Origin of the sequence: Almyronema sp., from assembly GCF_052168255.1 — a bacterium.
Taxonomy (GTDB): Bacteria; Cyanobacteriota; Cyanobacteriia; order Phormidesmidales; family Phormidesmidaceae; genus Sphaerothrix; species Sphaerothrix epifaneia.
The window spans coordinates 1-14,749 of the sequence record NZ_JBQLZL010000095.1 but is presented as its reverse complement, the minus strand read 5'-3'; the positions used below and the strand labels follow the sequence as shown (position 1 = coordinate 14,749).

Annotated in this window: 10 protein-coding genes; 4 read left to right on the top strand and 6 right to left on the bottom strand. The window is 49.6% G+C overall.

Annotation, left to right across the window (positions count from 1 at the left end):
• Positions 1–258 precede the first annotated feature (258 nt).
• The 5 genes from glgA to ACTS3T_RS20085 all read right to left on the bottom strand — a co-directional run bounded on the left by glgA (position 259) and on the right by ACTS3T_RS20085 (position 5,992).
• Entirely contained in the window at positions 259–1,701 is a 1,443-nt protein-coding gene (gene glgA, locus ACTS3T_RS20105) for a glycogen synthase GlgA (RefSeq protein WP_377963520.1), read from the bottom strand.
• Positions 1,702–1,797: 96 nt separating this feature from the next.
• Positions 1,798–2,010 carry a hypothetical protein gene (locus ACTS3T_RS20100; protein ID WP_377963522.1) on the bottom strand — a complete coding sequence of 71 codons (213 nt, stop codon included), beginning with the start codon at positions 2,008–2,010 and terminating at the stop codon, positions 1,798–1,800.
• Between the two features lie 2 nt (positions 2,011–2,012).
• On the bottom strand, positions 2,013–3,095 hold the full coding sequence (locus ACTS3T_RS20095; RefSeq protein ID WP_377963524.1) for a glycosyltransferase family 4 protein: 1,083 nt from the start codon (positions 3,093–3,095) through the stop codon (positions 2,013–2,015).
• Between the two features lie 44 nt (positions 3,096–3,139).
• On the bottom strand, positions 3,140–4,504 hold the full coding sequence (locus ACTS3T_RS20090; protein WP_462935460.1) for a peptidoglycan-binding protein: 1,365 nt from the start codon (positions 4,502–4,504) through the stop codon (positions 3,140–3,142).
• Between the two features lie 453 nt (positions 4,505–4,957).
• Complete coding sequence (locus ACTS3T_RS20085) at positions 4,958–5,992, bottom strand: DMT family transporter (protein WP_377963528.1); 1,035 nt, start codon at positions 5,990–5,992, stop codon at positions 4,958–4,960.
• Positions 5,993–6,238: 246 nt separating this feature from the next.
• On the opposite strand from ACTS3T_RS20085, the gene sppA reads away from it, so the two are divergent.
• Positions 6,239–7,084: a signal peptide peptidase SppA gene (gene sppA, locus ACTS3T_RS20080; protein WP_377963530.1), complete on the top strand. Its 846-nt coding sequence runs from the start codon at positions 6,239–6,241 to the stop codon at positions 7,082–7,084.
• A 164-nt stretch (positions 7,085–7,248) separates the two neighbouring features.
• A complete protein-coding gene (gene aroH, locus ACTS3T_RS20075; RefSeq protein ID WP_377963532.1) occupies positions 7,249–7,665 on the top strand; it encodes a chorismate mutase in 417 nt (138 codons plus the stop codon).
• Between the two features lie 104 nt (positions 7,666–7,769).
• Here the strand turns inward: aroH and crtR are convergent, their stop codons facing one another.
• Entirely contained in the window at positions 7,770–8,693 is a 924-nt protein-coding gene (gene crtR, locus ACTS3T_RS20070) for a beta-carotene hydroxylase (protein ID WP_377963534.1), read from the bottom strand.
• Between the two features lie 526 nt (positions 8,694–9,219).
• On the opposite strand from crtR, the gene pyk reads away from it, so the two are divergent.
• On the top strand, positions 9,220–11,007 hold the full coding sequence (gene pyk, locus ACTS3T_RS20065; RefSeq protein WP_377963536.1) for a pyruvate kinase: 1,788 nt from the start codon (positions 9,220–9,222) through the stop codon (positions 11,005–11,007).
• Positions 11,008–11,150: 143 nt separating this feature from the next.
• Entirely contained in the window at positions 11,151–14,726 is a 3,576-nt protein-coding gene (locus tag ACTS3T_RS20060; protein ID WP_377962346.1) for a HEAT repeat domain-containing protein, read from the top strand.
• Positions 14,727–14,749 lie beyond the last annotated feature (23 nt).

The window sequence follows — 14,749 nt, the reverse complement described above, 5'->3', positions numbered from 1 at the left end:
TGAGGGGGAGTTACTTTATAGTCTACGTCCTAATCGTCTTGGCAAAAGCTATATCTCTCTTCTATCAAGCTAAAGACGAGCCTTGATTTCCCACAGGCTAAAATGACCTAAATTCGTCAGTTTTTCTTAGACTGACAAAAACAGTTTATAGCTGTAGACCTTAGGGTTGAGAGGCTAAAGCTGCTAAAGCGCTTACAGCAAACCTTTCATTCTGCTTTTTGCCGCTAGCCTGCTGTCTTTGGCTGTGCTTTTTCTGCTCTAGCTAGCCCTCAGGGTGACTTTGGCGTCAGGTTTGCCGCCTAATTCTACCGGAATTTGCTCTTCATAGGGCAACCCCAGAATATCGCTATAGAGTTTGACGTACTCTAATGCCGAGCGTGTCCAGCTAAAGTCTTGAGCCATGCCTCGCTTTTGCAGGGCTTGCCAGGGTTGCTTATAGTGAAACCCTTCCCAGGCTCTCACCAAACAGGTGTAGAGATCTAAAGGTTCATAGCGATCGAAGCAGTAGCCTGTCCCTGTCCCTTTGGTCGGATCGTGGTGCTGTACGGTATCCACCAGTCCACCCGTTTTGCGAACGATGGGGATGCAGCCATAGCGCAGCGCAATGAGCTGGCTAATGCCACATGGCTCAAACCGAGACGGCATCAAGAAGGCGTCGGCACCAGCGTAAATTTTGCGAGCCAGAGAGTCGCTATAGAGCAAATAGGTAGACATGCGTCCTGGATAGCGGGAAGATAGCTCCCACATCTGGGTTTCGTAGTAGCGATCGCCCATTCCCAACAGTACAAACTGAGCATCGGTATAAGACAAAAAGCGATCGAGCATTTGAATGACCAGATCTAGCCCTTTTTGCTCTACCAATCGCCCTACTAGACCCACCGTGAAGGCACTGGAGTTAAGTTCTAGCCCCATCTCTTCTTGGAGGGCGATTTTGTTTTTGCGGCGCTGGTCGATGGTATCAGCGTTGTAACTTTGGGTGAGTTGAGGATCGCTTTGCGGGTCGTAAGCATCAACATCAATCCCGTTGAGAATGCCGCTTAGCTTGCTACTAATGAATGAAAGCAGCCCTTCTAGCCCCTCGCCGTAGTTGGCGGTTTGAATCTGCTGAGCGTAGGTTGGCGAAACCGTTGTCACGCGATCGGCAAACTGTACGGCTGCTGCCATCGTGTTGTGCCCTTCCATATACCACGGGCACCAGGTCATTTGCTCTAGCCGCCAGCGCCACGGCCCCTGGTAGGCCAAATTGTGAATGGTAAAAACGGTTTTGATCTCCGCTGACTGGTGCATCCATACGGGAATCATGCCTGTGTGCCAGTCGTTGCAGTGGATAATTTCTGGCTTCCAGTAATTCCAGGCAAACTCAGCGGCTCCGTTGGCAAAGAAAGTAAAGCGCCAGTCTTCGTCTTCTCCTGCGTAAATGCGGCGGGGATCAAAGGCAGGATGTCCGAATAGGTAGACAGGCACGTCTGAGTTAGGCAACCTAGACTCATAGACGGCGAACTTATTGAACATGGCAGCGCCCCACCAAATGGGTTCTTCGGGGACGTCAATTTTTTCAGACAGGAAACCGTAATACGGCATAAAGATGCGAACATCGTGTCCCATCTTTCGCAATACTTTGGGGAGCGAACCCACTACGTCGCCCATGCCGCCTACTTTGGCTAGAGGAGCCGCTTCTGCCGCCACAAAAAGAATTCGCATGGTGACCCTGCTTTGAAACTTTCTTTGCTTCCAAAGATAAGTCTAAGGGGGTGTTGGCTTTATGCATAGGGGCAATCTCAGAGCTTTAAGGATTTATCAGCGCTCGCGGGTGTGATAGACCTGCCAAGCAATCAAACCCAAAATGCCGCCAAAAAAAATAAAAGCGCCCCAGTCGGCTGAACTGGCTGGCAGCGGTAGATAAAGCAGCCAAGCAGCCAAGGTCGGAGGCTGGGCTACTGCCGAGGGGCTAATAGCTGTTTGAAGGAATGATCGCGTGGCTAGGATGGCGGATAAAAACCCAAAGTTCATGGCTAATCTGACTGCAAAATATCGTGAAACCATTGTTCAAAGCGATCGCCTAATGCTGCCAGCGAGTATGCTGTTTCGGCCTGCTGGCGGCAGGCAGCGCGATCGAGCTGAGCAATCTGAGCGATCGCCTTTACCAAGCCGTCTACACTATCGGGGGGAACCAGCCAGCCCGTTTTACCCGACTGCACAATTTCCGCTGGGCCCCCTCGCTGATAGGCAATCACAGGCACGCCACAGGCCAAGGCTTCAATCGCCACATTGCCAAAGGCTTCTATCCAGCGTGGCGTCATGAGTAGCGCCTGTCCCTGACGCAGGACAGTTTGTAATTGAGCCGTTGTTAAAAAACCGAGGTAGTCAATTGGCGCGGTTTGACAGGCTGGCTGAATTTGCTCCCAGTAGTGCGGGTCTTCGAGCTTACCTAGAATTTTTAACCGTTTTTGCGATCGCTGTGCTGCCGCGATCGCATCTTCTAACCCCTTTTCGGGTGAAATCCGCCCCATCCAAACCAGGTAATCTTGCGGTTGAGCGCAAAACTCGTACAGTGACAAATCAACGGCACTCCCCAACACCCGGCAACGGGTTGCACAAGCAAAAGTATTTGCCTGCGCCTGCGTGTAAACGCCAATGCGACCGGGAAAGCGCTCGGCAGCCTGACAGATGGCAGCGTCCATGGCTACCGAAAGGGAACCCATGCTGACAAACTGCGCTACAGGTCGGCGAAAAAAAGGCATCAAGTAAAAGGGCAACCAGTCGTAGGCAAAGTTAACTATCAGATCGTACTCATCCTGTACCTGACGGGCATAGTCCCACATGTTGGCCAACACCGCTGTATCCGGTAGAGTCGTCGGTGTCTGGCGACCCTGAGTGTGCGCTGTTGGCTGTAGTTTGCCTGCCATCTGAGCAAGGGGAATATCTCCGAGTACCGAGCCTGCAGGGGCGACGACTTGGAGCTGATGGCCGCGCCGCTGTAGTTCTTGCGACAGGTTCATCAGCGTTAGCTCAACACCCCCTCCCAGTCCCGAACCTAAGGGGCCAACGGGGGTTGACAAGAAAAGAAGCCGAAGTGCTGACTGCACAGATGACATACACACGAGAACCAGAGTATCTTCTCCAGCATGCCATCAACCGTTTAAGAATTGGTTCTCTCACCGGGCAAAAAATCAGCCGGGGAAATGTCATATAGCGAAGGGCGTGACTCGCTGCTTGGGGCAGGGCGAATGCGGTTCAGTTGCCCTAACGCCCAGCGAGCCGTCTCTCGTACTTCTGGGTCATCGTCTTCGGCTACATGGCTAAGCATCTGACTCACCTGAGCCGCTACATCATAAATGCGGGTCAAGTCGCGGATGGCGTTTTTGCGCACTTCTGGATTATCATCTTGCAGCGAAAGAGCCAAAGCCCGATTCATCGGTTTGAGCGTGCGGGTACCAATTTCAGATAAAGCGGCCAAAATCAAGCTGCGTTCTTTAGAATCGGCATCCATAATCAGGTTGACCAGCGGCTGCACCGCACTGGAATTGCCCCTTTGCCCCAGCTCCCAAATGGCTTGGCGGCGTTTAGCCGGATCGCTACTTTGCAGTTCTGCCACCAGGGTTTCCACGATGTTGACTTTAGGGAGCCGAGTCGTTTCTTCTAAAGCTGCTGTTGTTTCAGCGGCACTGGTGGTGACTGCGCCATTTTGTAGGTTGTCGATAACAGTTGCTTCGTTGCTCAAAAGAGCAGATTCGTCAGCAGCATCATAGGCTTCGCGATCGCTTGGACTGGGCTTTTGGGGCTGGCCTGAGCGTAGCTGGCGGTAAACCAAAGCGACCCCCCCTAAAACAAGGCCTAGACCCACTAGCATGAGGGCCGGAAAAAGCAGTCTGGAAAAGCCCCCTGGCGATCGCGGGGTTGAAGCAGCCGAGTCTGTCGTCGTCGCTGCGATGGGGGTTGAGGCTGTCGCGGTTGCGGTTGACTCAGGCGAAGCAGGCGTGCTGGCGGCAGGAGCGGCAGATTCCGTTGCCGTCGGTAGCAGATTGGGAATTTCAGGCGTTGCGGCTGGCGCTGCCGAAGTCGGTGAAGTATCTGTAGAAAATAGCTGTGGGGTGCGTAAGCGCTGAATGGTAATTGGATCAATGCTTCCGGTTGAGGGTAAGCCCGAATCTTGCTGAAACGCAGAAAGCGCCTGCTCTGTGTCAGCGCCATAAACCCCATCTACGGGCTGGCTGTAGTAGCCAAGCTGTTGCAGCCTGAGCTGGAGCTGTAGAACTTCGCTATTGCTCAGAGTGGGGGCGGTTGTGGGGGTTGAAGGGGTTAGGGGAGCGGCTGGGGGTGGATTTGTCGGGGTAGGGGTCGGCGGCAACTGGGCGAGGCCAGATGACGGTACAGCCCCAAGCATAGCTAGGCGAGCGATCGCGCTTGGCTCAGCAGTTACAGCGATAGAAACTTGAGCAGCAGCAGGCGTCCCTCCCAAAGCTGCCAGACAAGTTAACGCTAGCAAGGTAGAACGTTGGATCATGTCAGCTATTTGTTCTTAATATCCCTGCACCCAGATTGGCCATTGTGCGTCGCTGCTACTTTTTTATGGTTTTGACTGCGTCATCAACTAGGCATTGTCACTGCCAAATAGATTTTTATTCTCGCTTATGCGCCACAATCCTAACAATTTAGGAACTGTAGATCTTAGCTATCTTGGCAGTTAGCGATAACAAACAGCTAACGGACGTTTCTAGCTTTCATACTAAAGCAGTTTGGCTGGCTGGCTTTAGGATGCCCGCCTCTCGCTTGAGATCTTTAAGAGAAAGGGCTGCTCGGTAAAGTCTGGTGCAATCGCTTGGTGTTGTCGCTGTGGCTCCTAAAGTTAAGACATTTATGGTTGTAGCCACCAACGTTGGCACACTCAAATAGCTGCCAGCCCCTGGCCAGCTTTCCTGCTGCCCTTAGCCTTTTATCTTTAGCTATATCAGCAGGTCTAGGATTTTGATTCAAATGTTCCCGCCTTGACGGGGGTTTCCGGCGGAGGTTCTTGGATCAGCGTTGGTCGCAACAGTTTCAAAAGCTTTTCGCGCTGGTTAATTAAGCAAATGCTCACCAAAGTAAAGGCGACACCCACCTGCTGCACCGCAGTGAGTAATTCTCCTAACAGTAAGTGGCTGAACAACAGCGCAAAAATAGGTGTCAAAAAGGTTAGCGCACTCAAGCTGGTTAAATTTCGGGTGGAGGCGAGGTAAAAGAACACACCATAAGCGATCGCGCTGCCAAAGACGGTGGCATAGGCGATCGCCAACCATCCCGAAACAGATAGTTGCTGCCACTGGTTTGTTTCAGTTAGCGCTGACCAAGCAGCTAGCGGTAGCCCTCCCAAAATCATGTGCCAGCCCGTTGCCATCACCGGATCAGCCTGACGACACACATAGCGAATCAGCACCGTACCAACCGCCATTGACAAAGCCGCCAGCAGCATCAGCCATTCTCCCCGCTGAAACAAAGCTGCGCTCCAATCTGACCCAAACGTCCAGTCTTGCCAGATAGGGATTCCCTGTAGCAGCCCTAAAATCCATTCATCCGGCAACCCTAAAAGGCTAATGCCCACTAGCCCTAAGCTTAGCCCCCACCAGCCCACTGACCCTATTTGCTCACCAAATAGCCAATGAGCCATAACCGCTACGGCTAACGGTTGAGAATCAATCATCACCGAACCCAGTCCAGCACCTGTACGTACCAGTCCGGCTGCCAAAAAGCTTTGAAACAAGGTGCCATCAATCAAAGCAAATAAACTAATCCAAAGCCAAGCTCGCCAGCCGCTTGGCTGTTCGCGTCCCATCCACAGGCCAACAAGTAAAACTAGGCAACCTGCTGGTAGCAGCCGCATAGCCGCTATAAACAGCGGCGTGGTATCAGCAATCACCCCCTTCATTGCTACCATTGCTGTGCCCCACAAAAAGAAAGGGGAAATCAGCAATAATGCAGTTAGCACTTGCTTAAGCCGAGTAGAGAGATGAGACATGAAGCTGAGGGATGAGCCTTGCACGGTTGTATACTTATCTTAAAGAATGTTAAGACACCGTGCGATCGCTTCCGCTAAGCAATCACACCGATGGATAGCTCACCCAAAACCGAATTAGGCAGCTCAACCCCTGCAATCGCTTCAGCCTCCTGAGTTTCTGTCGTTGCCAATGGCTCTGCGGCTGTTTGGCTAAATTTGTGACACCTCAGACTAGTACAATAGTCAACTTACGACTCTTAAGACCCTATGATTTGGCCGTTTAAGCCCCGATTTCGCAAACAAATTGCCCGAATTGAAATTACAGGTGCGATCGCAGGATCGACCCGCAAGCGAGTTTTAGAAAACCTCAAAGAAATTGAGGAAAAGAAATTTCCGGCTTTGTTGCTACGCATCGATAGTCCAGGGGGCACCGTTGGCGACTCGCAAGAAATTTATAACGCCCTGATGCGTCTACGAGACACCGTCAAAATTGTCGCTAGCTTTGGCAATATTTCCGCTTCAGGTGGCGTTTACATTGGTATGGGTGCTGAACATATCGTGGCTAATCCTGGCACCATTACGGGCAGCATTGGCGTTATTTTAAGAGGCAACAATCTAGAGCGCTTGCTCGACAAGATTGGTATCTCTTTTAAGGTGATCAAATCAGGCCCCTACAAAGATATTCTGGCCTTTGATCGAGAACTCACTGAACCTGAACAAACCATTCTGCAAGAGCTAATTGACATTAGCTATCAGCAGTTTGTTGAAACCGTAGCCCAAGCCCGCCAGCTAACCGTCGAAACGGTCAAAGAGTTTGCTGATGGTCGTATTTTTACAGGGCAGCAAGCGCTAGCCTTAGGCGTAGTCGATCGGCTTGGTACCGAAGAAGATGCCCGCCGCTGGGCGGCTGAGCTAGCCGGACTTAACCCTGACAAAGCAGAATGCTACACCTTTGAAGAACGCAAACCCTTTTGGATGCGGCTTTTGCCCGGTAACCGCACAGCCGCTAGCCAGTTAGCCAACCTGCCGCTCTCTGAACTCTCTAGCAGTCTAAATCAGCTAGAGTTTGAGTTGACGACCAGTGGTCTTCCTCTTTGGCTGTATCGACCTTAAATGCAAAGTTTTTGGCGCTGGCAAAATTAAGCTGATTAGGCTAACGAGCCAGTAGAGTTTGCCATTAGCTTCAACGAGGGCTGATACTATGGAGGTTCAAATCTTAGCCAAGAGAGACTCTTTGACTGAGTTGCCTTTAGTGAAGAGAAACGGTAATCGACTCTATGAGTAATTCTGATGCGGGCTGGCGAGTTCGGGCAATTCGCGGCGCAACCACTGTTTCTGAGAACACAGCAGAAGCGATCTGGGATGCAGTCAACGAACTGCTTGACGAGTTAGAATCTCGCAATCGCCTAGATCCCAACAACATTATCAGTGCGACGTTTTCAGCAACTCGCGACATAGACGCGATCTTTCCCGCTCAGATTGCTCGTCAGCGGCCTCAGTGGAATAACGTTCCCCTGTTAGACGTGCAGCAGATGCACGTTGAGGGGAGCTTGCCGCGCTGTATTCGGTTTCTAATTCACGCTTATTTACCCGTTTTACACACTGAAATTCATCATCCTTATCTGCGGGGGGCGAAAACGCTAAGACCCGACTGGGAAGCTTCGCCTGCGAGTTTATCTTCTAGCCGCGAGTAACGTTATCGGTAGCTCTAAACTGAAGAACGCCAAAATGCCTTAGCATTTCAGCGTTATTGACAGTCAGATAAAAAAGCAGCCCGACGGCTGGTTTGGCGTCGAGGCTAACTGGTTTTTTTCCGCTCTAGGAATTGGAAGGGGTGTTTGTGGTGGACGCGAATGCCCAGAAAAATATCGTAAATGAAGCCGAATAGATCTTTGCCTTTGAGCAAGCCAAGAGACTGATGGCAGCCCTTTTGATCTAGCAAAGGCTTCATAGTTTCGTAGGCTGGCTTGTATTTGTACCAGGGAATTGACGGCCAGAGATGATGGACGAGATGGTAATTCTGACCCATAATCATCAGGTTCAAGATGGCGCTAGGATAGACGCGGGCATTTTTCCAGCGATCGCGCTCTTCAAAAGGGCGATGGGGCAAATAGTCAAAAAACAAACCCAAAGCTAGCCCAACTACCAGCGCTGGCGAAAACCAAAAGTTAAAAAGGTAGCTGAGAAAGCCAAACTGTACAGCCGCAACTACCACTGAGATCACGGCTAAACGAGTCAAGAACCACTCAAGCAGTTCAAATTTGCGCCAGAGTCGTCGCTGAAAAAAATAAATTTCGTGATAGAAAAAGCGGGCAGCGATTAACCACAAAGGGCCACCCGTCGAAACAAAATGATCGGGATCATTTTTGGGATCATTCACATGGGCATGATGCTGCATATGCACCCGTGTAAAGACCGGAAAAGCAAATCCCAACATGAGAGCACTGCCATGCCCTAGCAAGGCGTTCACAATGCGATTGCGGTGCGCCGCGTGGTGCGATGCATCGTGAATCACTGTCCCTACAAGGTGGAGGGCCAACGTATTGAGACAAAAGCAACACCAGCCTGCCAAGTCCCAGACAAAATAGCCCCACGTAGACAGTGTTACCATCAAGACCGCACCCAAGAACATCAGCAGATTAAGACTGAGGCCGCCATCTGCTTTCAAAAGTTCTGATGGGACTGTTCTAGGCACTGTCAGAGGCTCCGTTGCCACCGACATCAATATACTGTGCTCCTGCTTAAACTATCTCCGGTAGTATACGCTACTGATGAGGAATAATAAAGTTTTGTGACATCAACTCATTTAATCAATCCTGGTTTATCGGGTCAATTAGAGCTATCAGTTTTGCCTCACCAAGGTATGAAAGGCAACGCAGTTTTTCAACTTTATTGATTCTGAAAGCTGCCGCAGTAACCCCAGCAGCCAAAACCGCAACAACTGAATTGCCGAAGCAATCAAGCAGCCACCCTCTCTAGGGGCAGCCAAGCAAATTTGGGTATGGGTAGCCAACCAGTTGTCATATTGCTTTAGGGGTCAGTGTAGTTGAATTGGCGGGGAAGCTGCCTAAAGTTTTTTACCCAAACAAGTGACGCTGCCCCCGTATTATGAGAGGCAGCGCCTTGAACAAAGCCCCCCATGAGGGTTTGGCAACCTCTGGGCATGTAATCGGATGGGCTAAACATGTTACTATCCGTTTTGCCTCTGCCTAATTGATTTTTCACCCGTCGCCTGTGATCTAAGAGTTATGCAACTGCAAACTGCCTTACGTCGGACTAAAATTGTCGCCACGATTGGCCCTGCTACGAGCCATCCCGATGTACTGCGAGCTTTGATTGAAGCCGGAGCGACTACACTGCGGCTCAATTTTTCTCACGGCACCCATGAAGATCACCAGCGCAGTATTCGCCTCATTCGGCAAATTTCTTTTGAGCTAAACCAGCCTGTGGGGATTTTGCAAGATCTACAAGGGCCGAAAATTCGTTTGGGGCGCTTTGAGAGTGGCTCAATTCAGCTGCAAAAGGGAGATCACTTTATTCTCACCAGTCGGGCTGTGGCAGGCACCCAAGCGATTAGCTCTGTCACTTATGAGCCATTGGCCGATGAAGTGCCTGCTGGCGCTACGATTTTGCTGGATGATGGCCGGGTAGAAATGCAGGTGGAATCGATCGATCGAGAACAACGCGATTTGCATTGCAGAGTCGTTGTTGGCGGCGTTTTGTCTAATAGCAAAGGGGTGAATTTTCCGGGCGTTTATCTGTCTATCAAAGCGCTGACGGAGAAAGATCGACGCGATTTGATGTTTGGCCTGAATCAAGGGGTTGACTGGGTAGCTTTGAGCTTTGTGCGCAATCCTCAAGATGTTTTGGAAATTAAAGAGTTAATTTCTGAAAAGGGCAAGCAGGTGCCTGTGATTGTCAAAATTGAAAAGCATGAAGCGATCGAGCAAATGGAAGCCATTTTGTCGCTTTCAGATGGTGTAATGGTGGCGCGGGGAGACTTGGGGGTTGAGCTGCCTGCCGAAGAAGTCCCTATTTTGCAAAAGCGCTTGATTGCCACTGCCAATCGGCTGGGGATTCCTGTGATTACGGCTACTCAGATGCTTGATAGCATGGCGAGTAATCCTCGCCCTACTCGCGCTGAAGTTTCTGACGTGGCAAATGCCATTCTTGACGGGACGGATGCCGTGATGCTCTCTAACGAAACGGCTGTGGGTAAGTACCCGGTGGAAGCGGTGGCGACAATGGCACGTATTGCCTTGCGAACCGAGCAGGAAAGCCCTAATTGTTCGTTTGATGAGCAAAGCAGTTCGCGATCGATTCCGAATGCTATTAGCCACGCGGTTAGTCGGATTGCTGACCAACTGCAAGCCGCTGCGATTATGACGTTGACTAAGTCAGGGGCTACCGCCCGCAATGTCTCTAAGTATCGTCCGCGCATCCCCATTTTGGCGGTGACGCCACAGGTGGGCGTTTCACGTCGATTGCAGCTTGTTTGGGGCGTTCGACCGCTCTTGGTGCTGGATTTGCCTTCGACTGGGCAAACGTTCAAAGCGGCGGTCAATGTGGCTCAAGAGAAAGGGTTTCTCAAAGAGGGCGACCTGGTGGTGATGACGGCAGGCACCTTACAGGGGGTTTCAGGATCTACTGATTTGATCAAGGTGGAGCTGGTAACGGCAGTGCTGGGGCGAGGCACGGGTATTGGTGAGGGATCGATTAGTGGTCGAGCTAGGGTGGCTCATAGCGGTTTGGAAATTAGCGATTTCAATTCTGGCGAGATTTTGGTGGCTCCTCGCACCAGTGCTGATTTTGTTGATGCGATTCGACGGGCTGGCGGCATTATCACGGAGGATGACGACCTCACAGGCCATGCTGCGGTTTTGGGGTTGAGGCTGGGGGTGCCTGTGATTGTGGGCGTTAAGAATGCCACTGAGGTGATTCGAGATGGCACCATTTTGACCTTGGATGCTCGTCGCGGCATGGTGTATTCGGGGGCATTGGGCGCGGCTCAGTCAGAAACGGTGCTGGCGGTTTAGGGTACTCTGGCGCGATCGCTAAGCTTCAAAACGACTGTATTGTTTTTGGGGCAATGGCTTGTTTCTAGCTTTGCTAGGCGTTTGGACAAGGCTTTTGCTGGAAGTTATAACTGAAGCAGCCCGTCCACTTGTAGTCAATGTCCATGCGCGATCGCCTCGTAGATATTTTTGAGCGCATTGCTGCTAATCAACATTCTGAAGCGGATGTCGGGGTGTTGCGGCAGGCGCTTTTAGCTGGCGAGATGCAGTCAGTGCTGCAATCGGGCAGGTACAACATCAATATTGGTAACGTCAGTGCGGGTGAGCCAATTCAGATTGGCGATCGCACCTATGTTTCTATCAACGATGAAGCGATAGAGGCGATCGTGGCGGCAATTCAGAAAGGGGTGCGGCCAAAACCAGAGCAGGTTGATTTTGGAAATTATTTGCGATCGATTCTCGATGATGAAGACTATCGAGAATGGCAAGAGATTTACACGCCAACTACGGTTGAAGGTAAAAAACAATCTTCTCAACCCAAGTTTTCGCGTCGGCTGAAGCTGCGAACCGAAACAGTAAAGCCACCTCAGAATCAGAAAGAAAGCGGAGAAGCAGGACAGTCAAATCAACAAGAGCAGGTTGAGCAATGGGATGTGCTGGCGGGTTTACGTAACTATGCGCCTGAACATGTACTGCTGATTGGTAAACCTGGCTCAGGCAAGACAAGTTCTTTGGAATACTTGCTGTGGGAAGAAGCCAATAACGCTTTGAAGCATTCAGACGCCAAAATCCCGGTTTTGGTGAGGCTACGTCGCTGCACTTCGAGCATTGAGGCACTTATTCAAGATTTTCTTATTCGCCATCAGTGCCCTCTTGAGATTGAGGCTATTAACTATTTGATACAGCAAGGCAAATTTCTGTTGTTGCTGGACGGATTGAATGAGTTACCAGAAAAATTCGCAGTAGAAGCCGCAAGCTTCCGCGACAAGTGCCGCAATACTACGCCGATGGTGGTGTCTACGCGAGATTTAAGCGTAGGTGGCACCCTCGACATTAAAAAGACTTTGAAGATGTTGCCCCTAACTGAGCCGCAAATGCAGGAGTTTGTGCAGGGGTACCTAGGGGAGAAAGGAAAACAACTATTTCAGCAACTCAAAGGTGACCAACTGCGAAAGTTTGCGGAAACGCCTTTATTGCTGTGGATGCTCTGCCGGGTCTTTGTTAATAATAGTCAGGTCCCGGCAAATCTAGGGCTGGCGTTTCGGGAATTTACTCAGCTTTACGACAACGCTATTCAAGAAGATGCTCCCGCCGATGCTAAAGACCAGTGGCCGAAACTGCTTCGCCACTTAGCTTTTGCGCTAATGCATGATCAAAAACCGACAGATTTTCGATTGTCGATGCCTAGAGAAGAAGTAGAGAATCTCTTGACGGAGTATTTGCAGAAAGCAGGGAGAACTAACACTAGAGAGTATGCAGAGAAGTGGCTTAAGGAGCTTCTGGACTATCACCTGATTCAGTCTGTAATTCAGCCGAACTTTGAGGAACATATTGAATTTCGCCATCAGATGATTCAGGAATATTATGCAGCGGAAGCATTGCGGCGGCGGTTGCCGGGGCTGAGTGATGCGGTGCTGAAGCGGGAGTATCTGAACTATTTGAAGTGGACGGAGCCAATTGCGTTGATGCTAGCGCTGGTGGAGGACGAAGCGCAGGCATTGCGGGTGGTGAAGTTGGCGATGGATGAGGTGGATTTGATGTTAGGGGCGAGGTTAGCGGGGGAGGTGTGGTTAGCCTTTCAATCTGAGTCAATTTGCATGATTGTGCAGAAAGATCTACCAATCTGGCTCAAGATTATTTTACTTGGAGAGACTCAATCTCCGAAAGCAGTTGAGGAACTAGCAGAATTTTTAGTGAAGCCGGAAGCTGCTATACGACAAAAAGTTATATGGGCATTAAGGCAGTTAGAAGAAGATTTAGCTGTTCCTATAATTAGTACTGCACTTCAGGATACTGACGAAAACGTGCGTGAGGTAGCTGTACGAGTACTTGGTGAATTCACGATTGAAGTAGTAGTTCCTTATATAGTTCAGGCAATAAAGAAAGAAAAGTCAGCATTTGTAAAAACGAATGCAATAATCCATGTATTAAGTAAGTCAAATTCTGAAACAGCAATTGTTGAACTTCTATCTTTAATGCAAGATCCCGACTATAGCACTAGGACAATGGCGGAAGACGGCATAAAGAAAATAGATCAAGAATCAATAAAACCTATACTTATCAAATCCATAAAGGATAAAGAGACTGAACACTTAATTAAAAGAAGCGCTATTTTTATACTCGGTGAAATAGGCGATGAGAGCAGTAAATCTAGTCTATTTGAAGCAAAATTAGACCTCGATGAGAATATTTACTTAGATGCTTGTGATGCCATTGCAAAAATAAATTTAAGAATTGTAGATAGAACTCATTTAGAGGTGGCCAAACAGAGAAACAAACAAAATCATGAAATTAAGAAGTGGTTGAGCCTTGTAAAGTCAGAAGCACCAGTTTCGAGAGGCAATGCCATCTTATACTTAGCAAACCTTCTCAACCAAGAAGAAGCTATAGAATTAGTCAATAAAGCGCTGAGTGATCCGCATTACTATGTACGTAGTCACGCAATTTCAAGTTTAATAAAGTTGAAAGGAGAGGCAGCTATTCCTGAAGCTATTCAGGCATTAAGAGATCCTCACTATAAGGTCAAGTATCAGGCATCTCAAATACTATGGGAATTTCGGGAGAGAAAAGAAACTTTTTCTAAAAATATGAGTCTTTTCTTTAACGAAGTTGTAATTTGTTTGGTTGACATTCTAAATCAAACGCAAAATGTTGATGAACAAAGAAAAACAGTAGATACAATTGTAAACCTGCTTGATATATCTCTGGATCAGTTTCATCAAAGAAAAATCGAAGATGCTTTCATATATATATCATATAGTGCTGATAATTTATTGCGCCATAAAGCAGCAAAAGGTCTAAGCTTTTTCCCCAATACGAGGACTATGAATAGGTTATTGGAAATCCTGACAGATTCAGACTCTTTTGTGTTGCTTAGCGCATCTGAAGAGATAAAGAGGATTCATCATGATTTCACAAAAACATACCTTCCCATTTTGACGCAGATTGCTCATAGTTCGGGAAATAGTTCTATTCTTAGTGTTCTTACATCTATCCAAAACCGCTGCAAGTTCTACAACTACGAAATCGCCCACCACCTCATCCCCCCCGGCAAACCCATCTCTCTCTACATCGCCGCCCACCCCACCGACGAATCCCTCCAAACCCACCTCACCCACCACCTCACCCCGCTCGATCGCCAGAACCTCATCACCCTCTGGAGCAAATGCCACATCCTCCCCGGTGACGAACCCGCTCAAGCCATTCACCGCCATCTCCACACCGCCGATATCATCCTGCTGCTGATCAGCCCTAACGCCCTAGCCGACGACACCACCTACCACCACGAAATCCTCCCCGCCCTGCAACGCCACCAAGCAGGCCAAGTCCACCTCCTCCCCATTCTGCTGCGCCCCACAGACTACGCCGCCACCCTCCTCAGCCAACTCCCCCATCTGCCCAAAAACAGCAAAGCGATCGCCACCTGGAACCACCCAAACGCAGCCTTTCAAGAAATTGCAGAAACCGTCAGAGAAATAGCGCTAAAGCTGAGAAGCGAAATAAAGCATCACTCTTCATAGATATCGCGGCGATGACCTACCTT